Source organism: Burkholderia sp. BCC1996 (assembly GCF_905339955.1).
Taxonomy (GTDB): domain Bacteria; phylum Pseudomonadota; class Gammaproteobacteria; order Burkholderiales; family Burkholderiaceae; genus Burkholderia.
In genome coordinates, this window is sequence record NZ_CAJPHM010000031.1 from 44,573 (window position 1) to 70,421 (window position 25,849).

Here is a 25,849-nt window from a genome sequence, read left to right on the forward strand (position 1 = left end):
GCCGCGTGGACACGCGGCCCGGTGTCGGCGTGTTCAGCCGGTTCAGCCGCGATAGAACGCCGGGCGTTCGGCCATCGCGATCGGCTCGACCGCCCCGCTCTGCTGCGCGCGCACGCACGCATCGGCCGCGACCGCCGCCGCATAGCCGTCCCACGCGGACGGCCCGGTCAGCGCACCCTGCCGCACGCCGTCGATGAACGCCTGCAGCTCGACGTCGTACGACGCGATGAAGCGCTCCTTCCAGTCGGTCATGATCTCGACCGACTGCCGCGCCGCGTGCTTGAGCCCGACCGCGGGCGGATCGGGCAGCTTCGCGATGCCGTTCTCGCCGACCACCTCGCACTGGATGTCGTAGCCGTATTGGCAGTTCACGAAGATCTCGACGTCGATGCGCACGCCGCTCGCGGTTTCGAGCAGCACGATCTGCGGATCGGCGAGATGCGCGGACGCATGGCGCGTCTTCTTCGGATAGACGACCTGCGCGCTCGCATAGTCCTCGCCGAGCAGCCAGCGCAGCACGTCGAGCTCGTGGATCAGCGTGTCGGTGATCGCCATGTCGGTCGTATAGCGCTCGCCGACCGACTGGTTGCGGTGCGCGCAATGCAGCATCAGCGGCGCGCCGATCTCGCCGCCGTCGATCACGCGCTTCAGCGCGCGATAGCCTTCGTCGTACGGACGCATGAAGCCGACCTGCACGAGCCGGCGGCCGTGCGCGACCTCGGCTTCGACGATGCGCATGCAGCCGTCGGCCGTGACGGCCAGCGGTTTCTCGCAGAACACCGGCTTGCCGTGCGCGATCGCGTCGAGCACGAACGCTTCGTGCGTCGGCCCCCACGACGTGACGAGCACGGCCTGTACGTCGGCAGCCGCGACCACTTCGTGGCCGTCGCCGTAGATTTCCGCGTCGAGCCCGTACTTCGTCACCGCATCGCGCGCCTGCTGCGGATCGATGTCGTTGACGGCCACCACGCGCGCGCCGGACAGCGTGCGCGTGAGCCTGCGGATATGGTCCTGGCCGATCGCGCCGCAGCCGATCACGCCGATTTGCAAGGTCATCCGGATATCTCCAGTCTCTGGTTCAACGACGGCGCGGCCCGTGCCGCGCCGGTCGGCAATGGTTCCAAAACGGGTCAGCGCGCGGCCGCCCGTTCGAAATGGCGTTCGACGTAGCGCTGGATCGTGTCGCGCATATAGCGCGACGACGCTTCCGCGCGGTCCTCCCACGCGAACACGCACGACGACATCACGCCGTCGAAGCCGGCGCTGCCGAGTGCGCGGAAAAACACGTCCCAGTCGATCTCGCCCTGCCCGATGTCGAGATGCTGGTGCACGCGGATCTGGTTCGAGCCCGGCGGGTTCACGATGTAGCGCAGCTGGCTGCTCTTGCGGTGGTCGAACGTGTCGGCCACGCGCACGTGTGCGAGGATCGGCGCGGCGGCCGCGATCATCGCGGCCATGTCGTCGCCGTAATAGAACGTGTGCGGCGCGATGTACGACAGCTTCAGCGACGGCGAACCGATGTTCGTGACGATGTCGATCGCCGGCTGCAGCTGCTCGATCCAGTCTTCCGGATGCGGCTCGACCGACAGCACGATGCGTTCGCGCTCGAGGATCGGCAGCAGCTCGTCCATCGAACGGAACCACGCGGCTTCGCACAGCTCCTTCGGATTCGCGCCCGCCCGTTCGCCGACCGAGCGCTCCGGCGACGCGCCGCGCCCGAATTCGGAGACCATCAGCGGGCATTCCATCTCAAGCGCGACCTCGATCGCCTTCTTCCAGCAGCGCACCGCCCACTGCCGCTCGTCATCGAACGGGCTGGCCCAGCGGTACATCGGCTGCAGCGACGCAAGGCCCACGCCGCTCGCGCGCAACGCTTGCCGGAACGCGGCCATGCGCTCGCGCGTCGCGCGCGGCATCACCCACCAGTCGAGAAAGTCGCTGCGCGGCGACAGCTCGATCTGGTCGTAGCCGAGCTCGGCCACCGCATGCGGCAGCCGGTCGAGCGGCAGGTGGCGAATCATGTAGGGATCCAAAGCGATCTTCATTTTCTTCCCGATCGGTTGTGTGTTCGATCTCGGCCGGTCAGCGGCGCGATTTCTTGTTGCGATACTGGTCGGCGATCACGGCCGCGACGATGATCGCGCCCTTGACCATCTCCTGGTAGTACGCGTCGATCCGGATGAACGTGAAGCCCGACGTCATCACGCCGAGGATCAGCACGCCGATCACGGTGCCCGTCACGCGCCCGAGGCCGCCCGACAGCGACGTGCCGCCGATCACGACGGCCGCGATCGCGTCGAGCTCGTACATCACGCCCATGCCCGACTGGCCTGAGATCGCGCGCGCGGCCGTCACGGTGCCGGCGATCCCGCTCAGGAGGCCCGCGATCGCATAGACGAACACCAGGTGGCGCGTCACGTTGATGCCCGACACGACGGCCGCGTGGCGGTTCGCGCCGATCGCATACGTGTACTTGCCGAAGCGCGTGTAGCGCAGCACGACGTGGAAGATCGCGGCCACCACGACGAAGATGATCACCGGGTTCGCGCCCGCGCCGATCGCCGCGAACTGGTCGGTCAGCATCGACACCGGCATCCCGTTGGTGAACCACTTCGCGAAGCCGCGCGCGGCCACCATCGTGCCGAGCGTCGCGATGAACGGCGGGATGCCCGTCAGCGCGATCAGCGAGCCGTTCAGCAGGCCGACCAGCAGCCCGACGCACACGCCGGCCAGCACCGGCCAGATGATCGGCAGGTCGGTCAGGTGCGGGAACACCGCGCGCGGAAAATCGGACACCTGCGCGAGGCTGGCCGACACGACCGCCGCCGCCGCGACGACGGACCCCGACGACAGGTCGATCCCGCTCGTGATGATCACGAGGTTCACGCCGACCGCGATGATGCCGATCACGGCCATCTGCAGCACGATGATCTCGAGCCGCTCCGCGTTGAACAGGAAGCTCTGCCCGACGACGAGCCAGCCGATCACCTCGAAGAACAGGCTGATGCCCACCAGCACCAGGAAGATGCTCAGTTCGGGCGGCCACTTCGCGTGCCGCGTCTTGATCGTCATGGACTGCGCGTCCGCGACCGGATTCAGGTTGCCCATTTCAGTTGTCTCCATGCTTGTTGCGGCTCAGCGCGAGGCCAGGTCCATGATGCGGACCTGGTCGGCGTCCTTGCGTTCGACGATGCCGGTCATCCGGCCTTCGTGCATCACCATCACGCGATCGCTCATGCCGAGCACCTCCGGCATCTCCGACGAGATCATCAGCACCGCGACGCCCTTGCCGGCGAGCGCGCTGACGAGCCGGTGGATCTCGGCCTTCGCGCCGACGTCGATCCCGCGGGTCGGCTCGTCGAGGATCAGGATGCGCGGTTGCGTGAGCAACCATCTGCCGATCAGCACCTTCTGCTGGTTGCCGCCCGACAGGTTCTGGATTTCCTCGTGCAGCCCGGGCGTCTTCACGCGCAGCATCCGGCTCATTGCCTCGCAGTCGCGTTTCAACTGCGCCTGCCGCACGAAATTGAACTTCACGTAGCGGTTGCTGAGCACCGCCGCTTCCATGTTCGCGAGCAGGTCGAGATTCAGGAAGCAGCCGGTGTCCTTGCGGTCCTCGGTGAGGAACGCCATCCCGTGCTTCATCGCCTGCGCGGGCGTGGCGATGCGTACCGGCTTGCCGTCGATCAGGATCTCGCCGGCGGTGGCCGGCACGACGCCGAACAGCGCCTCCGCGACGTTCGAGCGCCCCGAGCCGACGAGGCCCGCGACGCCGAGGATCTCGCCCGCGCGCAGCTCGAAGCTGACGTCGCGGAACACCCCGTCGACGCCGAGGTTCTTCACGGCCAGCACGACGTCGCCGATCGGCACCTCCTCCTTCGGGAACATCTGCGTGATCTCGCGGCCGACCATCATCCGGATGATGTCGTCGCGCGTGACGTCGCTCGACGCGTGCGTGCCGATGTACTTGCCGTCGCGGAACACCGAGAACTCGTCGGCGATCTCGAACAGCTCGTTCATCTTGTGCGTGATGTAGACGATGCCCTTGCCCTGCTCGCGCAGCTGGCGAATGATGCGGAACAGGTGCGTGACCTCCTTGTCGGTCAGCGCGGAAGTCGGCTCGTCCATGATCAGCACGTCGGAGTCGAACGACACGGCCTTCGCGATCTCGACCATCTGGCGGCTCGCGACCGTCAGCGTGCGCACGTCGGCTTCCGGGTCGATGTCGATCGACAGCCGCTCGAACAGCGCGGCGGTGCGGCGGCGCAGCTCGGCGTGATCGATCAGGCCGAAGCGGTTCTTCGGTTCGCGGCGGATCCAGATGTTCTCGGCGACCGTCATGTACGACATCAGGTTGAGTTCCTGGTGGATCATCGCGATCCCGCGATCGAGCGCGTCGAGCGGGCCGTTCAGCACGACGGGCTCGCCGTTGATCAGGATCTCGCCCTGGTCGGGCGTGTAGACGCCGGCGATGATCTTCATCAGCGTCGACTTGCCGGCGCCGTTCTCGCCCATCAGCGCATGCACGGTGCCGCGCCGCACGCGGAACTGCACGCCGTCGAGCGCGACGACGCCGGGAAACGACTTGCCGACGCCGCGCACCTCGAGCACGCAGTCGGCGGCGGGCACACCGGACGAACCCGGTGCGGCGGACGAGGCGGCCGGCGCGCTTTCGCTCGCCATCGAGCGCGCCATCCTGGCTGTAAACATGGACGTTCCTCGAAAGTCACACGCGAACCCGGACACGCCGGGCCCGCGCAGTTCAGCGGAAAAACCGGTCAGTGCTTCGCGTACTGGTTCATGTTCTCCGGCGTGACGAGTTCGAAGGGGACGTTCACGAAGCGCTCGACGGGCTGCTTCTTCGCCAGCTTGAGCGCGGCCGCGACGGCCTGCGCGCCCTGCCCGGCCGCGTTCTGGTACACCGACACCTTCAGCTCGCCGCTCTTCATCGCCGCGAGCCCGTCCGGCGTCGCGTCGATGCCCGCGACGACCGTCTTCGGCGTCAGCTTGCGCGCGGCCTTCAGCGCGTTGATCGCGCCGATCGCCATTTCGTCGTTGTTCGACACGATCGCGTCGAACTTCGTCCCGGAGCTCAGCCAGTTCATCGTGATGTCCTGGCCCTGCGTGCGGCTCCACTTGCCTTCGCGCTTGTCGACGATCTTCATGCCGGCACAGTCCTTGGTCGCGATCACGTCCTCGATGTCCTTGGTGCGCGCGCGCGCCGACTCGTTGGACAGCTCGCCCATCAGCACCAGGATGTCGCCCTTGCCGCCGAGCAGCTTGCACACCTGGCGCGCCTGCAGCGTGCCCGACTGTTTCTCGTCGGAGGCGACCACCGCGACGCCGGCCGGCAGCTTGTCGAAATCGACCGGCTTGCGGTTCACGTAGACGAGCGGGATCTTCGCGGCGGTCACCATCTTGGTGATCTTCGGCGTCGCGTCGGTGTCGACCGCATTCACGATAATCGCGTCGACCTTCTGCGCGATCATGTTCTGGACCTGGCTCAACTGCTTGCCGACGTCGTTGCCGCCGTCCTCGATCTGCACGGTCGCGCCGTCCTTCTTCGCCGCATCGCCGATGCTGTTGCGCAGGATCGTCAGGAACGTGTCGTCGAACGATGCCATCGTCACGCCGATCTTCTCGGCATGCGCGAGCGGCATGGCCAGGATTGCGGCGGCCGCGGCGGCCATCAGCTTGGTCTTCATGATCACTCTGTCTCCTCATCTCCGGGGGCGGAAAAACGGCGCGTTGCGCGCCGCCGGGCCGAGTCCGATCGGATCCGATTCGGACTGAAGCATCCGGATGAAACTGTAGATCACTTCTTCGAAAATTTGGAAATTTATTTCTACGTGATTTCACCTAGGGAACTGGATTTCCAAAAAGTCTAGACTCCGTTCCGTAGCCCGATTCCTTGCGGCAGGCGTTCCCGTGTCGTGCCGCGCACGTGACGGACCACCGTCGCAGGATCGGTCCCTCAATCCGCCGGCAGGGTCGAACGCCGGCCGCGAGCGTGATACGTGATATGAGCCCGTTGAACTTTCCGACTGACCGCCCCATCGATCTCGCCTGCCTCGGCCGCGTCGCCGTGGACCTTTACGCGCAACAGTACGGCAGCCGCCTGGAGGATGCGCGCAGCTTCCAGATGTATCTCGGCGGCTCGTCGGGCAACGTCGCGTTCGGCGTCGCCCGGCTCGGACTGAAGACCGCGATGATCTCGCGAGTCGGCGACGAGCAGATGGGCCGCTTCGTGCGCGAGACGCTCGAGCGCGAAGGCTGCGACACGAGCCAGCTGCAGACCGATCCGGAACGCCTGACCGCGCTCGTGCTGCTCGGGCTGAAGGATCGCGACACGTTCCCGCTGCTGTTCGTGCGCGAGAACTGCGCGGACATGGCCGTGCGCGCCGACGAGATCCGCGAGGATTTCATCGCCGGCTGCCGCGCGCTCGCGATCACCGGCACCCATCTTTCGACGCCGGGCACCCGCGAGGCGTCGCTGACCGCGCTCGGCTACGCGCGCCGCCACGGCGTCGTGCGGATCCTCGACATCGACTACCGGCCGGTGCTGTGGGGGCTGACCGCGCGCGGCGCGGGCGAGAACCGCTACGTGCCCGACGCGCAGGTCACGCGGCAGCTGCAGCAGGTGCTCGGCGAGTTCGACCTGCTGGTCGGCACCGAGGAGGAATTCCTGATCGCGGGCGGCGTGCCGCACGACCTGATCGCGTCGCTGCAGGCCGTGCGCCGCGCGAGCGGCGCGGTGCTGGTGGTCAAGCGCGGCGCGCTCGGCTGCTGCGTGATCGAGGGCGACATCCCCGCGCACATCGACGATGCGCCGACCTTCCACGGCGAACGCGTCGAAGTCCTGAACGTGCTGGGCGCGGGCGACGCGTTCCTGTCGGGCCTGCTGTCCGGGCTGCTGCGCGGGCACGGCTGGGCGCAAGCGACGCGCATCGCGAACGCGTGCGGCGCGATCGTCGTGTCGCGCCACGCGTGCTCGGCCGCGATGCCGACGCCGGCCGAGCTCGCGCACTGGTTCGGCAGCAGCCGCAATCCGCAGGTGGACGCCGATCGCGCGCTCGCGCACCTGCATCGCGTGACGGTGCCGCGCCGCGCATGGGACGACCTGTGCGTGATGGCGTTCGACCATCGCAGCCAGTTCTACGAACTCGCGGTGCAAGCCGGCGCGGACGAAGCGCGGATCAAGACGCTCAAGCGCCTGCTCGTGCGCGCGGCCGAACAGGTCGAGCGCGATCGCCGGATCGAAGGCCACGTCGGCGTGCTGATCGACGGCGGCGCATATGGCCGCGACGCGCTCGCGTCGGCCACCGGCCGCGGCTGGTGGGTCGGCCGCCCGGTCGAGCTGCCCGGCTCGCGGCCGCTGTGCTTCGACGACACGCGCTCGGTCGGCTCGTCGCTCACGCACTGGCCGACCGAACAGGTCGTGAAGTGCCTGGTCCACTACCACCCCGACGACGACGTCGACCTGCGCGTCGCGCAGGAGCAGCGCGTGCTGGAGCTGTGGGAAGCCACGCGCGCGAGCGGCAACGAGCTGCTGCTGGAAATCATTCCGCCGCGCGCGGTCACGCCGCCCGGCACCGAGGACGACGCGGTGCTGCGCACGGTCGCGCGCTTCTACAACCTCGGCGTGATGCCGGAGTGGTGGAAGCTCGCGCCGATGAGCGCCGACGGCTGGGCGCGGCTCGAGACGCTGGTGGCCGAGCGCGACCCGCACTGCCGCGGCGCGGTGATCCTCGGGCTGAACCAGCCGCTGCAATATCTGGTCGACAGCTTCCGCTCGGCGACCAATCCGATCGTCAAGGGCTTCATGGTCGGCCGCACGCTGTGGGCCGACGCGTCGCTGCACTGGCTCGCCGGCCGGATCGACGACCAGGCGCTGATCGACGAAGTGGCCGGCAATTTCGCGCAGCTGGTCGACGCGTGGCTCGGTCGCCGTGCCGCCGCGCGAGCCGCCGCAGCCGCCTGATGCAGATGTCCGTGATGACCCCCCGATTCCTCCTGATCGACAGACGATGACCACCACCGTAAGACTGACCGTCAGCCAGGCGCTCGTGCGCTACCTGGCCGCCCTGCGCGCCGAAGTCGTCCAGCCGGACGGCCGCACCGAGATCCTGCCGTATTGCGGCGGCGTGTTCGCGATCTTCGGCCACGGCAACGTGGCCGGGCTCGGCGAAGCGCTGCATGCCGAAAAAGAACGGCTGCCGACGTTCCGCGCGCACAACGAGCAAGGAATGGCGAATGCGGCCGTCGCGTTCGCGAAAGCGAACTTCCGCCAGCGGATGATGGCCGCGACGTCGAGCATCGGCCCCGGCGCGACCAACATGCTGACCTCCGCGGCGCTCGCGCACGTCGGCCGGCTGCCGCTGTTGCTGCTGCCCGGCGACGTGTTCGTGTCGCGGCTGCCCGACCCGGTGCTGCAGCAGGTCGAGGACTTCGAACAGGGCGACGTCAGCGCGAACGACTGCTTCCGGCCGGTGACGCGCTACTTCGACCGGATCACGTCGCCCGAGCAGCTGCTGGTCGCACTGCCGCGCGCGATCCAGGTGATGACCGACCCCGCGCAATGCGGCCCCGTATGCCTCGCGCTGCCGCAGGACGTGCAGACCTTCGCTTACGACTGGCCGGAGGATTTCTTCGCGCCGCCGGTGATCCGGATGCGCCGCCCGCCGGCCGACGCGCTCGAACTCGCGGATGCGCTCGACGTGTTGAAAGCGGCGAAGAAACCGCTGATCGTCGCCGGCGGCGGCGTGCTGTACAGCCAGGCGTGGGACGCGCTGCGCACGTTCGCCGACACGCACGGCGTGCCGGTCGCCGAATCGCAGGCCGGCAAGGGCAGCCTCGCGTGGGACCACCCGCTGAACCTCGGCTCGATCGGCGTGACGGGCTCACCCGCCGCGAACCGCGCGGCCGCGCAGGCCGACGTGGTGTTCGCGGTCGGCACGCGCCTGCAGGACTTCACGACCGGCTCGCACGCGCTGTTCGGCAATGCGACGCTGCTGAGCCTGAACGTGCAGCCGTTCGACGCGGGCAAGAAGCGCGGCCGGCAATTGATCGCCGATGCGCGCACGGGCCTCGGCCAGCTGTCGGCCGCGCTCGCCGGCTGGCGCGCGGATGCGGCGTGGACGGCCGCGAACCAGGATCAGGCCGCCGCGTGGAACGCGCGCGTGACCGAGCTGACCACGCGCGTGCCGAAGGACACCCTGCCGTACGACGCGGAAGTGATCGGCGCGGTGCGCGACTCGGCGGCCGACGCGGGACGCGACAGCGCGCGCGACGATCTCGTCGTGTGCGCGGCCGGCACGCTGCCGGCCGAACTGCACAAGCTGTGGCGCAGCGGCGTGCCGGGCAACTACCACATGGACTACGCGTACTCGTGCATGGGCTACGAGGTCGCGGGCGGCCTCGGCGCGAAGCTCGCGCGGCCCGAGCGCGAAGTGATCGTGATCGTCGGCGACGGCTCGTACATGATGCTCAACGCCGAACTCGCGACGTCCGTGATGCTCGGCCGCAAGCTCATCGTCGTGATCCTCGACAACCGCGGCTACGGCTGCATCGAGCGGCTGCAGATCAATTGCGGCGGCGCGAGCTTCAACAACATGCTCGACGACTGCGTGCCGGAAGGCGGCGAACGCTCGACGATCGACTTCGCGATGCACGCGCGCGCGATGGGCGCCGAAGCCGTGCACGTGCGCGACGTCGGCGAGCTGCGCAGCGAAATGAAGCGTGCGCGCGCAGCGAAGACGAGCCAGGTCATCGTGATCGACACGACGCACGAGCGCACGACCGCGGACGGCGGCGCGTGGTGGGAAGTCGCGGTGCCGCAGGTATCCGCGCGCGCCGGTGTCGAACGCGCGCACCGGACGTATCTCGACGAGAAAACCCGGCAGCGGCGCTGATCCGTTTCCCCATTCAATCCGCCGCTCCGCGAAAACAATATTCGAACCAAGGAAGCACGTCATGAGCTGGAACGTTCGCATCGGTATCAATCCCCTGTCGTGGATGAACGACGACCTGCCGTCGCTCGGCGGCGAGACGCCGCTCGAGACGGCACTGAAGGAAGGCGCCGAAATCGGCTACGCGGGCTTCGAGCTCGGCAACAAGTTTCCGAAGACGGGCCCCGAGCTGAAGGCGAAGCTCGCCGAGTTCGGGCTCGTGTGCGTGTCGGGCTGGTATTCGGGCTTTCTGGCGGAAGTCGCGCCGGGCATGAGCGACGCCGATGCCGTCGAGGCCGAAATCGAGCGCTGCCGCGCGCACATGACGAAGCTGCAGTTCAACGACGTGAAGGTCGTGGTGTACGGCGAATGCGCGGGCACGATCCAGGGCAGCATCGACACGCCGGTCGCGAAGCGCCCGCGCTTCGTCGACGATGAAACCTGGCGGCGCTATGCGGCGCGCCTCGACGCATTCGGCGCGCACCTGCTCGAGACCTACGGGATCAAGCTCGCCTACCATCACCACATGGGCGCGTACGTCGAATCGCCGGACGACGTCGACCGGCTGATGGCGCTGACCGATCCCGCGAAGGTGTTCCTGCTGTTCGACACGGGCCACGCGTATTTCGGCGGCGCGGCCGATCCGGTCGCGCTGCTGAGGAAGCACGTGGCGCGCGTCGTGCACGTGCACTGCAAGGACGTGCGGCCGCAGGTCGTCACGCAGGCGCGCAACGGCGGCTGGAGCTTCCTGAACGGCGTGATCAACGGCACCTTCACGGTGCCGGGCGACGGCGCGCTCGATTACGAAGCGACGCTGCGCACGCTGAAGGACGCCGGCTACGAAGGCTGGCTCGTGGTCGAGGCCGAGCAGGACCCGGCCGTCGCGCCGAGCTATCAGTATGCGAAGAAGGGCTACGAATCGCTGCGCGCGATCGTCGACCGGTTGAGCGCGTAAGCCCCGTCATCTCATCGAGGAACCTCACGCCATGACGATTTCTCCCCTGCTGGTCAAGGCATCCGCCGACCGCGAAATCTGCAACGTGACGCCCGAGTCGGCCGGCTGGAAACACGTCGGCTTTCGCGCGCTGCGCCTGAAGGCCGGCGACACCGAAACGCTCGACACGGGCACGCGCGAACTGTGCGTCGTCGTGCTCACGGGCACGCTGCGCGCGCAAGTCGACGGCGAGACCTACGACGCGCTCGGCAAGCGCGACAGCGTGTTCGAGGAAGTGTCGCCGGACGCACTGTACGTGCCGGGCGGCAAGACCGTCACGCTGGTGGCGACGCGCGACGCGGAAGTCGCGCTGTGCACCGCGCCTTACGCGAGCGGCGACAAGCGCGTGCAGCGCCTCGACGGCGAACGGATGCGGCGTGCGGTGCGCGGGCAAGGCACCAACACGCGCTACGTATGCGACATCCTGATGGGCGACAACCCGGCCGCGGACCGGCTGCTGGTCGTCGAAGTGATCACGCCCGCGAGCCACTCGAGCAGCTATCCGCCGCACAAGCACGATCGCGACGCGGCGCCCGACGAAACGTCGCTCGAGGAAACCTATTACCACCGGATCGATCCGCCGCAGGGTTTCGCGTTCCAGCGCGTGTACACGGACGACCGCAGCCTCGACGAGGCATGCGCGGTCGAGAACCACGACGTCGTGATGGTGCCGCGCGGCTATCACCCGGTGGTCGCGCCGCACGGCTACAACCTGTACTACCTGAACGTGATGGCCGGGCCGAGCCGCGCGTGGGCGTTCAAGAACGACCCCGCGCACGAGTGGATGCTCGACGCGGCGCCCGGGCGCTGATGCATTGATGCGCTGAACGATCGACGGCCGGCGCGCGACGCAGGACGCGCGCACGAGCCGGACTTGCGACGACACGGAGCTGCCATGCCGATCCCTTTCCCGCGCTGTGCGCCCACGCCCTTCCGCGACACGACCTCAACGCCGATGCTGGCGCACTTCGATGCCGACGTCGCGCGCCGGCTCGGCGACATCGCGGTCAATCTCGCGTCGCGCCGCGGGCTGCCGATCGCGGTCGGCATCGTCGGCGAAGCCGCACCGCTGTTCTATTGCGCGCTCGACGGCAGCCGCGCCCACGACAGCGACGCGATCCGCCGCCGGCAGAACACGGTGTTGCGCTTCGGCGTCAGTTCGCTCGAGGTCGGCGCGCGCTTTCGCCGCGCCGGCTGGTCGTTGCAGTCGCAGGGATTGTCGGATGCCGACTATGCGCTCGACGGCGGCGGCGTGCCGCTGCGGCTGGCCGACGGCGGCATCGTCGGCGCGATGGCGATCGCCGGGCTCGACGACGAACGCGATCATGCGCTCGTCGTCGAGAGCCTGCGCTGGCATGTCGGCGCGAACGCGCTCGCGATGATCGCGTAGCGGCGCGCGCCGACTCGCGCGATCAGTGCAGCCCGCCGCTCGCGACGAGGCGCTCGCCGGTCAGCCAGCGCGCATCGTCCGATGCGAGGAACACCGCGACCGACGCGATGTCGTCCGGCTCGCCCAGGCGGCCGAGCGGCGTCTGGCTTTGCACCTGCCGGTCGAGGTCCGAACCGATGATGCCCGCGCTGTGCGTGCCTTCGGTCACGATCATGCCCGGGTTGATCGCGTTCACGCGAATCTTGCGCGGGCCGAGTTCGAGCGCGAGCACGCCGGTGATCGCGTCGACGGCGCCCTTGGTGCCGCTGTACACGGCGCTCGCGGGCGGCGTGATGCTCGTCACCACGGAACTGATGTTGATGATGCTCGCGCCTTCGCCCAGATGCTTGACGGCGGCCTGCGTCGTCAGCAGCACGCCGAACACGTTCGTGTCGAACTGCCGGCGGTAGTGCTCTTCGGTGATCGCCTCGATCGGCGCGAATTCGTACACGCCGGAATTGTTGACCAGCACGTCGAGACGGCCGTACGTGTCGATCGCCGTATCGACGATGCGCTGCGCGTCCGCTGCCTTCGACACGTCGCCGCCGACCGCGACCGCGCGGCCGCCCGCTTCGACGATCGCGCTCACGACCGCGTCGGCGCCGGCCTTGCTGCTCGCGTAGTTGACGACGACCGACGCGCCTTCGGCGCCCAGCGCCTTCGCGATTGCGGCGCCGATCCCCTTGGAAGCGCCCGTGACGATCGCGACCTTGCCTGCCAGCTTGCTCATGATTTCATTCCTCAGTCGGAAGACTTCGATGGATGGGTACCGGTCGCGCCTGTCGCGGCGCACCGGCCTTGCTGGCAATCTTCGCGGTTCCGGCGGCCGCGATAAAGCGGCTCGACACGAATTGACTGGCGAGGTTTGCCGAACAATCGGCCGACGGACGGTCAGCCGGCGCTCAGCCACGTGCCGACGACGTCGCCGCCGAGCCCGTCGAGCGCGCCGTCGTAGACGATCCGCCCGCGCCCCATTACCGCGACGCGCTGCGCGAGCCGCGGCGCGAGCTGCAGCCGCTGCTCGATCAGCAGGATCGCGACGCCGTCGTCCTGCAGCGCGGCAAGGCAGGCGCCGACTGCGTCGACCGCGAGCGGCGCGAGCCCTTCGGCCGGTTCGTCGACGATCAGCACGCGCGGGCGGCCGGCGAGCGCGCGCACCAGCGCGAGCACCTGCTGCTCGCCGCCCGAGAGCCGCCCGGCCTTCACGTCGGCCCGCGCGCCCAGCAGCGCAAAGCGCGCGAGCAGCCGGTCGAGCGCGGCACGTTCGGCCGCGCTGCTCAGGCCGCGCAGCCCGAGCCGCAAGTTGTCGCGCACGCTCAGCAGCGGAAATACGTCGCGGCTTTCGGCCACGTACGCGACGCCGCGCCGCGCGATCTCGAACGTGCGTGCGCCCGCGCATTCGGCGCCGGCGATGCGCACCGAGCCCGTGGTGCGCACGAGCCCCATCACGGCCTTCGCGAGCGTCGAGCGGCCCGCGCCGTTGCGGCCGAGCAGCGCGAGCGTCTCGCCCGGCGCGAGCGCGAGATCGACGCCGTCGAGCACGGGCTGCCGCCCGTACCACGCGCGCAGGCCGCGGATGTCGAGCAGCGCGCTCATGCACCCTCGCCGAGATAGGCGGCGCGCACGGCCGGGTCCGCGCGGATCGCGTCGGGCGCACCGGTCGCGACCACCGTGCCGCGCACGAGCACCGTGATGCGCTCGGCGAAGCCGAACACCGCATCCATGTCGTGCTCGATCATCAGCACCGTGCGGCCCTGCGTCGTCGCGCGGATCAGCGCGATCATCCGCGCCGCCTGGTCGCGGTTCATGCCGGCGGTCGGCTCGTCGAGCAGCAGCGTGCGCGCGCCGCTCGCGAGCGCGATGCCCAGATCGAGCGCGCGCTGTTCCGCATAGCCGAGTGCGCCGGCCGGCGCGTCGCGCCGCGCATCGAGGCCGATGTCGTGCAGCACGCGCGCGGCCGCGCGATCGACCGATGCCGATTCGCGCAGCCGGTTCCACCAGCGCCGCCGCTCGGCCGGCGCATGCAGCGCCGCGCAGCGCAGGTTGTCGAACACGCTCAGCCGCGCGAACGCGCTCGTCTGCTGGAAACTGCGGCCGATGCCGAGCCGGCTCGCGACGACCGGCCCGCGCCCGCGCAACTCGACACCGTGCAGCACGACGCACCCGCGCGTCGGCCGCGTCGCGCCGGCGATCACGCCGAACAGCGTCGACTTGCCCGCGCCGTTCGGCCCGATCAGCGCATGACGCTCGCCGGCCGCGATGCTCAGTTCGACACCGTCGAGCACGGTCTGCGCGCCGAAACGCTGCACGATCCCGTGGAGCGCGATCGCGTTGCCGTTCATAGCCCGTCCTCCCGCGTGCCGTGCCCGTGGTTCAGCAACCGCGCGCGCCAGCCCCACAGCAGCGTGCCGATGCCGGCCGCCGAAGCCGCGACGGCCCAGCCCGCCGGCGAATCGGCGTCGATCCCCCACGCGCCGAACGCGATGCCGGTGCCGTCGTCCTGCGCGAAACGCCACGCATAGCCGAGCTCGGCCGCGCAGACGATCGCGACGCCCCAGAACACGCACGCGCCGATGCCGCACAACAGGCGCCACCGCTCGGCCGCCGGCGCGCCGCGCCGCAACGCATGCGCGAACGCTTGCGCGATGCCCGCGATCCCGCGCGGCGCGGCGACGACGACCGCGACGAACAGCACGCCGAGATACAGCGCCCATGCGCGCGACACGCCCGCGACGACGACGCTCAGCGCGGTCAGCACCACCGCACCGGCCGCCGGCCCGAAGAACGTGCCGGTGCCGCCGATCACCGCGGCGATCAGCACGGTCGCCGAACGCGCCATCGACACGCTGTCGGGCGTCGCGATCTCGACGTCGATCAGCGTCAGCGTGCCCGCGATGCCCGCGAAGAACGACGCGCAGGTGACCATCGCGAGCCGCACGCGGCGCGGCTCGGTGCCGAGCGCGGCGACGCGCGCGGGGTTGTCGCGCACCGCGTTCGCGAGCCGGGCGAGCGGCGTGCGCGTCAGCGCGTGCATCGCCAGCGCCGACACGATGCACCATGCGGCGATCACCGCGTAGGCCTGCGTTTGCGCACCGAAATGCCAGCCGCCCCAGGGCGCGCCGCTCGCGCGGTCGATCGGCACGCCGCCGACGCCGCCGAACCACGCGGGCACGCTCCATGCGGCCGCCGCGACGCATTCGCCGAGGCCGAGCGTGATCATCGCGAACACGGTGCCCGCGCGGCGTGTCGCGAGCAGGCCGGCCAGGAACCCGAAGCCCGCGCCGGCCGCGCCGCCGACGAGCGGCAACAGCGGCAGCGGCGCGCCGACATGATTGAACCAGTGCGCGGCGGCGAACGCGCCGAGCCCCGCGACGGCCGCATGGCCGAACGACAGCAGCCCGGTCGTGCCGAGCTGCAGGTTGTACGACAGCGCGAGCACGACGAGCGCGGCCGTCTGCGCGAGATAGCCGAGCACCGCGCCATGCGGCCACAGCCACGCGGGCACGGCCACGCACGCGGCGAACAGCACCCAGCGCAGCGCGCCGGCCCGCGCGCGGCTAGCCATCGACACGCTCGCCGAACAGCCCGCGCGGCCGGGCGACCAGCACCGCGACGAGCAGCAGGTACGGGACCAGCGGGGCGAGCTGCGCGATCGACACGGCCGCGACGCCATCGGGCAGCGCGAGGCCCGCCCATCGCGCGAGGTCGCGCAGCGACGTGTCGCTGGACGCCGCGAAGGTCTGCGCGAAGCCGACCGCGAGCGACGCGGCGAACGCGCCGCCGAGCGAGCCGAGCCCGCCGATCACGACGATCGCGAACACCACCGACCCGACGGTCTCGGCCAGCGCCGGCTCGATCACCGCGAGCGGCGCGCCGATCACGCCGGCCAGCGCCGCGAGCGCGGTGCCCGCGCCGAACAGTCCCGTCATCACGCGCGGCACGTCGTAGCCGAGCGCCTCGACGGCCGCGCGATGCGTGAGCGCGGCGCGCACGACGAGGCCGACGCGCGACGCGCGCAGCAGCGCGCCGAGCGCGGCCAGCATCGCCGCGGACATCGCCATCATGAAGAGCCGGTAGCGCGGCAGCGCGAGGCCGAACACGGTCACGGGCGCGCCGTCGAACAGCGGCGGCACCGGGGCCGGCAGCGGTGCGAGGCCCCACAGCAGTTTCGCGCCCTCGCCGATCAGGTACGCGAGCCCGAAGGTCAGCAGCAGTTCGCTCGTGTGCCCGTGCGCCTGCACGCGGCGCAGCAGGGCGCGCTCGCAGCCGGCGCCGAGCAGCCCGACCGCGAGCGGTGCGAGCCCGAGCGCGGGCCAGAAACCCGCGCGGGCCGCGATGCTGTAGCCGACGTACGCGCCGAGCATGTAGAAGCTCGCATGCGCGAAGTTGAGCACGCCCTGCACGCTGAAGATCAGCGTGAGGCCAGCCGACAGCATGAACAGCAGCAACCCGTAGCTGAGGCCGTTGAATGCCTGGAGCGCGAACGCGTGCACCGCCGCGCGCCCGTCAGCCGGCGAGCGGTTCGAGCGCCGCGCGCAGCGCGTCCGGCAGCGGCACCGGGCGGCGCGTGCCGCGATCGACGTACACGTGCACGAAGTGTCCCTGCGCGGCCGGCTCGGCTTCGCCCGCCGCGAACAGCCCGATCTCGTAGCGCACGCTCGACGTGCCGAGCTTCGCGACGCGCAGCCCCGCGTCGACCGACTGCGGAAAGACGAGCGGCGCGAAGTAGTTGCACTGCGTCTCGACCACGAGCCCGATCGTCTGCCCGTGCTCGACGTCAAGCACGCCCGCGCGGATCAGGTATTCGTTCACGACGGTGTCGAAGTAGCTGTAGTAGACAACGTTGTTCACGTGCCCGTAGACGTCGTTGTCCATCCAGCGGGTCGTGATCGGCAGGAAGTGGCGGTAGGCGTCGCGCGGACGCGGCTGCGGCTTGTCGGACATGGCGATGGCGGTCAGGTCTGGTCAGGACGAGGAAGATGAAGCGCACGTCGCGCGGCGGCCGTGCGGAACGGCCCGCCGGCGAATGGCGAGATGCCGCGCCGCGATCGTGCCCGGCGCGACGGACGACATGGCGGCGGCGCGGCCCGTCACTGCCCCGCTCGGTCGACGAATTCGAAATCGAGGCCGCGCGCGCGCATCCAGTCGGCGAGCGCGTAGCCGGTGCCGGCGCGCCACGGGCGCAGCAGCGGCGGATCGACGAGCCGGTATTCGAGCAGTTCCGGCGACAGCGCGACGGTGCCCGACGCGCGCACGTGGTACGCGATGATCAGTTCGTTCTTGCGGATGAATTCATAGACGCCGACGAGCGTGACCTGCTCGGCCTTCAGCGCGGTTTCCTCGAACACCTCGCGCGCGATGCCGTCCTCGGGCGTCTCGCCGTTCTCGAGGAAGCCGGTGATCAGCGCGAACATCCCTTCCGGCCAGGCCGCGTTGCGCGCGAGCAGGATCTTGCCGTCGAGCTCGACGATCGCGGCCACCACCGGCAGCGGGTTGTTCCAGTGCACGTAGCCGCACGTGTCGTCCGGGCAGGCCCGGCGGATGCGGCCGCCTTCGTGGTCGGGATCGGCGCGCTCGGTCAGCGGACGCGCGCAGCGCGGGCAAAAACGGTAGTCGGCGGTGGTCATCGATGGGGATCTGGCGAACGCCCGGCGGCGGCCTGCCGGCCGCGTCGCGCGCCCGCTCGGCGCGGGAAAGGCCTCATTCTAGCGAGTTTGCTCGCGCCGCAGACGATCCGGCCCCGGTGATGTCAGGGTTGCATGCGCGGTTGCGCGCGCCCGCGCGCGGCCGTCGCCGCGAAGCCGGCGGCACCGGCGAGCAACGCGCCTGCCGCGACCCACAGCGCCGGCGAGAACGACCCGAAGCGCGCGGTCAGCGGCGCGGCGACGAGCGGGCCGAGAATCTGCCCGACCCCGTACGACGCGGTCGCATAGCCCATCAGTCCGGCCGCTCGCTCGCCATGCAGCCGCCGCGCCTCGCGCATCGCGAACAGCGTGATCGCGGTGAACGGCAGGCCGAGCAGCGCGCTGCCGGCCGAGAAGCCGCCTGCGTTCGGCCAGACGATCCCCGCCGCGATCCCGAGCGCCTGCGTCGCGCAGCCGGCGGCGAGCAGCAGCCGGTTGTCCCAGTGGCCGGGCAATCGCGACGCGGCGATCGCGCCGACGATCAGCGCCGCGCCGAACATCGGCCAGAACAGGTCGGGCCACGGCGACCCGGCCGGCAGCGCGGCACGCGCGATCACCGGCAGGAACGTCGCGGTGATGATGTAGCCGAAGCCCGGCATCCCGTACAGCACGACGAGCCACGCGGCGTCGACGCGATGGCGCCGTGCGTCGTGCGGTGCCGCGGCCGGCGCGGCCGGTCGCTCGCGCACGGCCGGCGCCGCGGCGCCCCGCGCGGCGGTTGTCGAGGCGGCCGGCCCCGGCGCGCTGCCGAACGTGCGCCAGATCGCGACCGACAGCAGCGCCGACAACGCAGCGAATCCGAGCCAGCCGGGCGCCGCGCGATGGCCGGCGAGCGCGCTGCCGATCAGCCCGGTCAGCACGATCCCGACGCCCGGCCCCGCGTAGATCAGCCCGCTCCACTCGGGCGCATGCAGTTCGGTGAGCCGCCGCAGCCCCCATTGCGACACGAACACGAACGTCCATGCGCTGACGACGCCCGCGACGAAGCGCACCACGAGCCACACGGAGAGCAGATGGCCGACGCCCATCGCCGCAGTCAACAGCACGGTGGCGGCCAGCCCGAAGCGCACCATCCGCGCGGGCGCGACCCGCACGGCCGCGCAACTGACCGCGCCGACGAAATAACCCGCGTAGTTCGCCGACGCGAGCCAGCTGCCCGCCTTCAGGCCGATCGAGCCGTCGGCGAGCATCAGCGGCAGCAGCGGCGTGAACGCGAAGCGGCCGACGCCGAGCGCGACCGCCAGCCCGATCATGCAGGCGAGCGCGGCCGCGCGGGCGCGGCGGTCGGCGTCATCGGGCAGGTGTACGCCGGCGACGGCGCTCGGGGCATCGGAACGGGACATGGCGGCATGGGCCGCGCGCGGCGCGCGCCGGCCGGAACGGAAATCGGAACGCTTGTATCGTAGCTTGACCGAACGTTCTCGATAAATGAATAATCAAGAATCCACATATCTCCAGGAGAGAATCATGGACCTGGCGGCGCTGGCGATTTTCCGGGCTGTCGTGCGCGAGAACGGTGTGACGCGCGCGGCGGCGAAGCTCAATCGCGTGCAATCGAACGTGACGACGCGCATCAAGCAGCTCGAGGAGGAACTCGGCGCGGCGCTGTTCGTGCGCGACGGCCGCCGGCTCGTGCTGACGCCGGCCGGGCACACGCTGCTGCCGTACGCGGAGCGGCTGCTCGCGCTTGCCGACGAGGCGCGCGACGCGGTGCGCGAGGACACGCCGCGCGGGCGGCTGCGCCTCGGCACGATGGAAAGCACGGCCGCGAGCCGGCTGCCGACCGTGCTCGCGCGCTATCACCATGCGTGGCCCGACGTGTCGCTGGAACTCGTGACCGGCACGACCGGCTGGCTGATCGACAAGGTGCGCGACTTCGAGATCGACGCGGCGCTGTTTGCGCGCCCGCCCGAGCCGGACACGCTGCCCGACACGTTCGAGACGGTGCCGATCTTCCGCGAGGATCTCGTGCTGCTGACGCCGCGCGGCCATCCACCCGTGCGCACGCCGCGCGACGTGATCCTGCCGACGCTGGTCGCGTTCGAGCGCGGCTGCACGTACCGGAAATATGTCGAGCAATGGTATGCGGCGCACGGGATGAAGCCCGCGCGCGTGCTCGAACTCGGTTCGTATCACGCGATCGTCGCATGCGTCGCGGCCGGTGCGGGCATCGCGGTCGCGCCGCGCTCGGTGCTCGAGTTGCAGCCGGAGACCGGCAACGTCGCCGCCCACACGATCCCCGAACTCGAAGGGATCGACACGCTGCTCGCGTGGCGGCATGGTTATGCGTCGGCGGCGCTCGCCGCGTTGCGTGATGCGCTGGGCGAGGCTGCGCGGGGGCCGGGTGATGCGACCAAGGCGGCGGTGGCCGCATCGGTGTCGGCCTGAGTCGGGATCGCCGGCGACCGCTGGTGCGCGCGCTCGATCTTCATTCCGACACGGGCGATGCGGCCAAGGCGGTGGTGGCCGCGTCGGCGTCTGCCCGAGCCGGGAACGCAGGCGAGCGCCAGCGAGCGCGCTAATTCTTCATACCGACAAAAACAAAACGACCCGACCGGCACACGTGCCGATCGGGTCGTTTTTTTGATGCGAAGCGATGTGACGCGACGCGGTCAGCCCGACCACACCGCATCACCAGCCATGCCGATCAAAGACGCTCTTCGACCCAGCCCTTGACGCCTGCCAGCGCGCCCGGCAGGTTCGCCGGTTCCGTGCCGCCTGCCTGCGCCATGTCCGGACGGCCGCCGCCCTTGCCGCCGACCTGCTGCGCGACGAAGTTCACGAGCTCGCCGGCCTTGACCTTCTTGCTCGCGTCCGGCGTGACGCCCGCGATCAGGCTGACCTTGCCGCCTTCGACGGCCGCCAGCACGATCGCCGCGCTCTTCAGCTTGTCCTTCAGCTTGTCGACCGTCTCGCGCAGCGTCTTCGCGTCCGCGCCGTCGAGCGTCGCGGCCAGCACGAACACGCCGCCGACTTCGATCGCCTGCTGCGCGAGCTCGTCGCCCTGGCTCGACGCGAGCTTCGACTTCAGCGCGCCCAGTTCCTTCTCGAGCGACTTCACCTGGTCCTGCACCTGCGCGATGCGTTGCGTGAGTTCCGACGGCTGCGCCTTCAGCGCGGCGGCCGCTTCGTTCACGCGCGCATCGAGCTCCTGCACGTAGCGCACCGCGTTGTCGCCGGTGATCGCCTCGACCCGGCGGATGCCGGCCGCGACGCCGCCTTCGACGACGATCTTGAAGAAGCCGATGTCGCCGGTGCGGTGCACGTGCGTGCCGCCGCACAGTTCGCGCGAGAAGCCGAGGTCGAGCACGCGCACTTCGTCGCCGTACTTCTCGCCGAACAGCGCCATCGCGCCGCCCTTCACCGCTTCGTCGTACGGCATCACGCGCACGATGCCCGGCGCGTTGGCCAGAATCTCGTTGTTGACGATCTGCTCGACGCGACGGATTTCGTCGTCGGTCAGCGGCGCGTTGTGCGCGAAGTCGAAGCGGGTTTTCTCCGCGTCGACAAGCGAGCCCTTCTGCTGCACGTGTGCGCCGAGCACTTCACGCAGCGCCTTGTGCATCAGGTGGGTCGCCGAGTGGTTGCGCTGCGTGCGGGCGCGACGATGCGCGTCGATTTCCGCGCGCAGCACGTCGCCGACCTTCAGCGTGCCCTGTTCGAGCGTGCCGTGGTGGCCGATCACGTCGGCCTGCACCTTCAGCGTGTCGGCCACGGCGAAGCGCGTCGCTGCATTCGCGAGCACGCCCTGGTCGCCGACCTGGCCGCCCGATTCCGCGTAGAACGGCGTGTGGTCGAGCACGACGACCGCATCCTGGCCATGCTTCACTTCGTTGACGGCCGAACCGTCGACGTACAGCGCGACGACCTTCGCGTCGTCGAACGCGATCTCTTCATAACCGTGGAACGTGGTCTTCGCGCCCGAGTATTCGAGGCCCTGCGTGGCCTTGAACTTGCCGGCCGCGCGCGCCTGCTCGCGCTGACGCGCCATCGCGTCGTCGAACGCCGGCTCGTCGACCGTCATCCCGCGCTCGCGGCACACGTCGGCCGTGAGGTCGAGCGGGAAGCCGTACGTGTCGTGCAGCTTGAACGCGAGTTCGCCGTCGAGCACCTTGCCGCCCTTCGCGTCGACATCCGCCAGCGCCGCTTCGAGGATCGACATCCCGTGCTCGATCGTCTCGAAGAAGCGCTCTTCTTCCTGGCGCAGCACGTCGGTCACGCGCTGTTCGGCTTCCTTCAGTTCCGGATAGGCTGCGCCCATCTCGGCGACGAGGTCGGCCACCAGCTTGTGGAAGAACGAGCCCTTGCGGCCGAGCTTGTAGCCGTGGCGGATCGCGCGGCGCACGATGCGGCGCAGCACATAGCCGCGGCCTTCGTTGCCGGGGATCACGCCGTCGACGATCAGGAACGAGCACGCGCGGATGTGATCGGCGATCACCTTCAGCGAGTTGTTCGTGAGGTCGCTGATCTCGGTCACGCGCGCGGCGGCCTTGATCAGGTTCTGGAACAGGTCGATCTCGTAGTTGCTGTGCACGTGCTGCAGCACCGCGGCGAGGCGCTCGAGGCCCATGCCGGTGTCGACCGACTGCTTCGGCAGGCGCGTCATGTTGCCCTGCGCGTCGCGGTTGAACTGCATGAACACGAGGTTCCAGATCTCGATGTAGCGGTCGCCGTCCTCTTCAGGCGACCCCGGCGGCCCGCCCCACACGTCCGGGCCGTGGTCGTAGAAGATTTCGGTACACGGGCCGCACGGGCCGGTGTCGCCCATCGTCCAGAAGTTGTCCGACGCGTAGCGCGCGCCCTTGTTGTCGCCGATGCGGATGATCCGCTCGGTCGGCACGCCGACTTCCTTCGCCCAGATGTCGTACGCTTCGTCGTCTTCCTGGTAGACGGTGACCCACAGCTTTTCCTTCGGCAGCTGGTAGACCGTGGTCAGCAGTTCCCACGCGAAGCGGATCGCGTCGTGCTTGAAGTAGTCGCCGAACGAGAAGTTGCCGAGCATCTCGAAGAACGTGTGGTGGCGCGCCGTGTAGCCGACGTTCTCGAGGTCATTGTGCTTGCCGCCCGCGCGCACGCTGCGCTGCGCGGTCGTGGCGCGCGTGTACGGACGCGGATCCGTGCCGAGGAACACGTCCTTGAACTGGACCATGCCCGAGTTCGTGAACATCAGCGTGGGGTCGTTACCGGGCACGAGGCTCGACGAGCGGACGATCGTGTGGCCCTTCGATTCGAAGAATTTGAGGAATTTCTCGCGGATTTCGGCAGCTTTCATGGCGTGCGGGGAATGTCTGGCTGAGACGGCTTCAAACGCCGGCCGTCCTCGCGGACGCACGGCGGGCAGATATCGTAAACGAGCGATTATACGATACAGATCGGCGGCTCCCACGCCAGCGGCCCGCCGCGCCGGACGAGCGGCCTGGGCCACCGGCGCGGCCGATTCGCCTTAAGATGCTCGGCATGCCAATCCGCCTTGCCTCGGGCCGGGCGAGCCATGAAAGGAGACGATTCGACGATGGGTGCCCTGAGCCATATCCGCGTGCTGGACCTCACCCGCGTGCTCGCGGGCCCGTGGTGCGCGCAGACGCTTGCCGATTTCGGCGCGGACGTGATCAAGGTCGAGCGCCCCGGCGCCGGCGACGACACGCGCCACTGGGGGCCGCCGTACCTGAAGGACGCAACCGGCGCCGATACGGCCGAGGCCGCTTACTACCTCGCGGCGAACCGCAACAAGCGCTCGGTGACGGTCGACATCGCGACGCCGGAAGGCCAGCAGATCGTGCGCGAGCTCGCCGCGCAGAGCGACGTCGTGCTCGAGAACTACAAGGTCGGCCAGCTGAAGAAATACGGGCTCGATTACGAATCGCTGCGTGCGGTGAAGCCCGATCTCGTCTACTGCTCGGTCACCGGGTTCGGCCAGACGGGCCCGTACGCGCACCGCGCGGGCTACGACTTCATCGTCCAGGGGATCGGAGGCTTCATGAGCATCACCGGCGAGCGCGACAGCGAGCCGGGCGGCGGGCCGCAAAAAGCCGGCGTGGCGATCGCCGATCTCGCGACGGGCCTCTATTCGACGATCGCGGTGCTCGCCGCGCTCGCGCACCGCGATCGCACGGGCGAAGGCCAGTACATCGACATGGCGCTGCTCGACGTGCAGGTCGCGCTACTCGCGAACATGAACACCAACTTCCTCGCGAGCGGCAAGCCGCCGGTGCGCTGGGGCAACGCGCACCCGAACATCGTGCCTTACCAGACGTTCCAGACGAGCGACGGCTGGATCATCGTCGCGGTCGGCAACGACGGGCAGTTCCGCAAGTTCGTCGAGGCCGGCGGGCGGCCCGAGCTGGCCGACGACGAACGGTTCGCGACGAATCCGTCGCGCGTGCGCCACCGCGACACGCTGGTGCCGATCCTCGCGGAGATGGTGAAGGCGCGCGGCAAGGCCGACTGGATCGCCGTACTCGAAGCGGCCGGCGTGCCGTGCGGGCCGATCAACGAACTCGACGAGGTGTTCGACAACGAACAGGTGGTCGCGCGCGGAATGCAGGTGTCGCTGCCGCACCCGTGCGGCGCGGACGTGAAGCTCGTGCGCAATCCGATCCGGATGAGCGCGACGCCGCCCGATGCGCGCACCGCCCCGCCGCTGCTGGGCGCGCAGACGGAAGACGTGCTGCGCGACATGCTCGGCTACGACGATGTGCGGATCGCCGCGTTGAAGGCGAAGCAGGCGATTTGAGCGGGCGGGCGCGCGCAGGCGTGCCGTTGCGCGCTCGCGCACCTGCTGCCAGCGCGGGGCGACCGCAGGCGCGGCCCGGGCGCCAGCCGGACGGCCGGCGTCGAATCGATCGACCCGACGCTAGCGCGCCAGCGCGTCGAGCCAGCCGCGCCCCTGCGGCCAGTCGCCGAGCCCGCTGTCCGCGTTGATGTGGCCGCGCGGGCCGAGGTCATGAAACGCGCTGCCCCACGCGTGCGCGCAGCCGCGCGCGAACGCGAGCGAGCCGTACGGATCGTCGCTGCTCGCAACCACGCAGGTCGGAAACGGCAGCCGCTCGTGCGGCACCGGCCCGAAGCCGTGCGCGTCGGCCGGAAACGCCGGCCCGGCCGGATCGGGCAATGCGACGAGCAGCGCGCCGCGCACTTTCTCGAGCGCGGCCGGCCGCGCGTAACGGGTCGCCCACCACGCGGTGGTCAGCGTGCCGAGGCTGTGCGCGGCGATCGTCACGGGACCCGGTGCGGCTTCGACCGCACGATCGAGCGCGAGACACCAGCCGTTGCGGAACGCACGGTCCCAGTCGGGCATCGCGATGCGAACGAAACGCGCGTCGGCGCGCTCCCAGCGGCTTTGCCAGTGGAACGGGCCGGAGTTGCCGTAGCCCGGCAGCACGAAAACGAGAGAATCGCTCATGGAAGGTTCGTCGACGAATGAAGTCGTTTTATGTAACGTCGACGAAGTGTCGCACACCCGCTCCTCCCTGATGCTGCCTGTCGAATCGCGGAATGGATGTGCGGTGTATGAATCGGTCGCGCTGCGCACGCGACCGGCCGGCGCTCACGCGCGCCGGCTTCGGTCAGCGCACGCCGGCGCCGACCAGGCCGCCTGCCGCGGCGCCGGCGACCGTGCCGACCGGGCCGCCCGTGATCAGGTAGCCGAGCGCGCCGCCCGCTGCCGCGCCGATCCCGGCGTTACGTTGCGTATGCGTCATCGCGCATGCGCCGAGTTGCGACAGGGCCGCGACGATTACCGCGGTACGAACGAGAAAAGTGGTCTTCTTCATCATGATTGTTGGCTTCCTCCCGC

At 69.8% G+C, this 25,849-nt stretch carries 23 protein-coding genes; 7 read left to right on the forward strand and 16 right to left on the reverse strand.

The window, feature by feature from the left end; translation table 11 throughout:
• Positions 1-42 precede the first annotated feature (42 nt).
• The 5 genes from U4Z64_RS31870 to U4Z64_RS31890 all read right to left on the reverse strand — a co-directional run bounded on the left by U4Z64_RS31870 (position 43) and on the right by U4Z64_RS31890 (position 5,705).
• Positions 43-1,056: a Gfo/Idh/MocA family protein gene (locus U4Z64_RS31870; protein WP_044846092.1), complete on the reverse strand. Its 1,014-nt coding sequence runs from the start codon at positions 1,054-1,056 to the stop codon at positions 43-45.
• Between the two features lie 74 nt (positions 1,057-1,130).
• Positions 1,131-2,045, reverse strand: coding sequence for a sugar phosphate isomerase/epimerase (locus U4Z64_RS31875; protein WP_321822044.1), 915 nt, complete (start codon positions 2,043-2,045; stop codon positions 1,131-1,133).
• Between the two features lie 37 nt (positions 2,046-2,082).
• The gene (locus U4Z64_RS31880; protein ID WP_014722872.1) at positions 2,083-3,108 is read right to left on the reverse strand and encodes an ABC transporter permease; all 1,026 of its coding nucleotides are present in this window, start codon (positions 3,106-3,108) and stop codon (positions 2,083-2,085) included.
• Positions 3,109-3,135: 27 nt separating this feature from the next.
• Positions 3,136-4,710: a sugar ABC transporter ATP-binding protein gene (locus tag U4Z64_RS31885; RefSeq protein ID WP_321822045.1), complete on the reverse strand. Its 1,575-nt coding sequence runs from the start codon at positions 4,708-4,710 to the stop codon at positions 3,136-3,138.
• A gap of 68 nt (positions 4,711-4,778) precedes the next feature.
• A complete protein-coding gene (locus tag U4Z64_RS31890; protein WP_044846095.1) occupies positions 4,779-5,705 on the reverse strand; it encodes a sugar ABC transporter substrate-binding protein in 927 nt (308 codons plus the stop codon).
• Between the two features lie 317 nt (positions 5,706-6,022).
• Here U4Z64_RS31890 and U4Z64_RS31895 point away from each other — a divergent pair, with 317 nt between their 5' ends.
• The 5 genes from U4Z64_RS31895 (at position 6,023) to U4Z64_RS31915 (ending at position 12,331) form a co-directional block, all read left to right on the forward strand.
• Positions 6,023-7,981, forward strand: a complete 1,959-nt coding sequence (locus U4Z64_RS31895) for a bifunctional 5-dehydro-2-deoxygluconokinase/5-dehydro-2-deoxyphosphogluconate aldolase (RefSeq protein ID WP_321822046.1) — start codon at positions 6,023-6,025, stop codon at positions 7,979-7,981.
• 46 nt (positions 7,982-8,027) lie between these two features.
• Positions 8,028-9,911, forward strand: a complete 1,884-nt coding sequence (gene iolD / locus U4Z64_RS31900) for a 3D-(3,5/4)-trihydroxycyclohexane-1,2-dione acylhydrolase (decyclizing) (RefSeq protein ID WP_321822047.1) — start codon at positions 8,028-8,030, stop codon at positions 9,909-9,911.
• A 61-nt stretch (positions 9,912-9,972) separates the two neighbouring features.
• The gene (gene iolE, locus U4Z64_RS31905; RefSeq protein WP_124523020.1) at positions 9,973-10,902 is read left to right on the forward strand and encodes a myo-inosose-2 dehydratase; all 930 of its coding nucleotides are present in this window, start codon (positions 9,973-9,975) and stop codon (positions 10,900-10,902) included.
• A gap of 31 nt (positions 10,903-10,933) precedes the next feature.
• Positions 10,934-11,752 (forward strand): 5-deoxy-glucuronate isomerase, encoded by an 819-nt coding sequence (iolB, locus tag U4Z64_RS31910; RefSeq protein WP_044846099.1) that lies wholly within the window; start codon positions 10,934-10,936, stop codon positions 11,750-11,752.
• Between the two features lie 84 nt (positions 11,753-11,836).
• A complete protein-coding gene (locus U4Z64_RS31915; protein ID WP_321822048.1) occupies positions 11,837-12,331 on the forward strand; it encodes a heme-degrading domain-containing protein in 495 nt (164 codons plus the stop codon).
• A 22-nt stretch (positions 12,332-12,353) separates the two neighbouring features.
• On the opposite strand, the gene U4Z64_RS31920 is transcribed toward U4Z64_RS31915, so the two are convergent.
• From U4Z64_RS31920 to U4Z64_RS31955, 8 genes are all read right to left on the reverse strand, one after another.
• The gene (locus U4Z64_RS31920) at positions 12,354-13,100 is read right to left on the reverse strand and encodes a glucose 1-dehydrogenase (protein ID WP_257774079.1); all 747 of its coding nucleotides are present in this window, start codon (positions 13,098-13,100) and stop codon (positions 12,354-12,356) included.
• 161 nt (positions 13,101-13,261) lie between these two features.
• Positions 13,262-13,966 (reverse strand): ABC transporter ATP-binding protein, encoded by a 705-nt coding sequence (locus U4Z64_RS31925; protein ID WP_321822049.1) that lies wholly within the window; start codon positions 13,964-13,966, stop codon positions 13,262-13,264.
• On the reverse strand, positions 13,963-14,712 hold the full coding sequence (locus U4Z64_RS31930) for an ABC transporter ATP-binding protein (RefSeq protein WP_321822050.1): 750 nt from the start codon (positions 14,710-14,712) through the stop codon (positions 13,963-13,965). The genes U4Z64_RS31925 and U4Z64_RS31930 overlap by 4 nt, the downstream gene beginning before the upstream one ends.
• Positions 14,709-15,935 carry a branched-chain amino acid ABC transporter permease gene (locus U4Z64_RS31935; protein WP_321822051.1) on the reverse strand — a complete coding sequence of 409 codons (1,227 nt, stop codon included), beginning with the start codon at positions 15,933-15,935 and terminating at the stop codon, positions 14,709-14,711. The genes U4Z64_RS31930 and U4Z64_RS31935 overlap by 4 nt, the downstream gene beginning before the upstream one ends.
• Positions 15,928-16,863, reverse strand: coding sequence for a branched-chain amino acid ABC transporter permease (locus tag U4Z64_RS31940; RefSeq protein ID WP_321822052.1), 936 nt, complete (start codon positions 16,861-16,863; stop codon positions 15,928-15,930). Before U4Z64_RS31940 ends, U4Z64_RS31935 begins: the two co-directional genes overlap by 8 nt.
• 13 nt (positions 16,864-16,876) lie before the next feature.
• Positions 16,877-17,314: a thioesterase family protein gene (locus U4Z64_RS31945; RefSeq protein ID WP_321822053.1), complete on the reverse strand. Its 438-nt coding sequence runs from the start codon at positions 17,312-17,314 to the stop codon at positions 16,877-16,879.
• 146 nt (positions 17,315-17,460) lie between these two features.
• Entirely contained in the window at positions 17,461-17,997 is a 537-nt protein-coding gene (locus U4Z64_RS31950) for an NUDIX domain-containing protein (protein ID WP_044846107.1), read from the reverse strand.
• A gap of 122 nt (positions 17,998-18,119) precedes the next feature.
• Positions 18,120-19,397 carry a YbfB/YjiJ family MFS transporter gene (locus U4Z64_RS31955; protein WP_321822054.1) on the reverse strand — a complete coding sequence of 426 codons (1,278 nt, stop codon included), beginning with the start codon at positions 19,395-19,397 and terminating at the stop codon, positions 18,120-18,122.
• A 124-nt stretch (positions 19,398-19,521) separates the two neighbouring features.
• Between U4Z64_RS31955 and U4Z64_RS31960 the strand changes: the two genes are divergently transcribed.
• A complete protein-coding gene (locus tag U4Z64_RS31960; protein WP_321822055.1) occupies positions 19,522-20,442 on the forward strand; it encodes a LysR family transcriptional regulator in 921 nt (306 codons plus the stop codon).
• 259 nt (positions 20,443-20,701) lie between these two features.
• On the opposite strand, the gene alaS is transcribed toward U4Z64_RS31960, so the two are convergent.
• Positions 20,702-23,326, reverse strand: coding sequence for an alanine--tRNA ligase (alaS, locus tag U4Z64_RS31965; protein ID WP_044846110.1), 2,625 nt, complete (start codon positions 23,324-23,326; stop codon positions 20,702-20,704).
• Between the two features lie 240 nt (positions 23,327-23,566).
• On the opposite strand from alaS, the gene U4Z64_RS31970 reads away from it, so the two are divergent.
• On the forward strand, positions 23,567-24,787 hold the full coding sequence (locus U4Z64_RS31970; protein WP_124523014.1) for a CaiB/BaiF CoA transferase family protein: 1,221 nt from the start codon (positions 23,567-23,569) through the stop codon (positions 24,785-24,787).
• Between the two features lie 120 nt (positions 24,788-24,907).
• Here U4Z64_RS31970 and U4Z64_RS31975 read toward each other — a convergent pair whose 3' ends face one another.
• Together U4Z64_RS31975 and U4Z64_RS31980 are read right to left on the reverse strand one after the other, a co-directional pair.
• Positions 24,908-25,456, reverse strand: a complete 549-nt coding sequence (locus U4Z64_RS31975) for an RBBP9/YdeN family alpha/beta hydrolase (protein WP_124488938.1) — start codon at positions 25,454-25,456, stop codon at positions 24,908-24,910.
• A 163-nt stretch (positions 25,457-25,619) separates the two neighbouring features.
• Positions 25,620-25,829, reverse strand: a complete 210-nt coding sequence (locus U4Z64_RS31980; RefSeq protein WP_006497729.1) for an ornithine acetyltransferase — start codon at positions 25,827-25,829, stop codon at positions 25,620-25,622.
• Positions 25,830-25,849 lie beyond the last annotated feature (20 nt).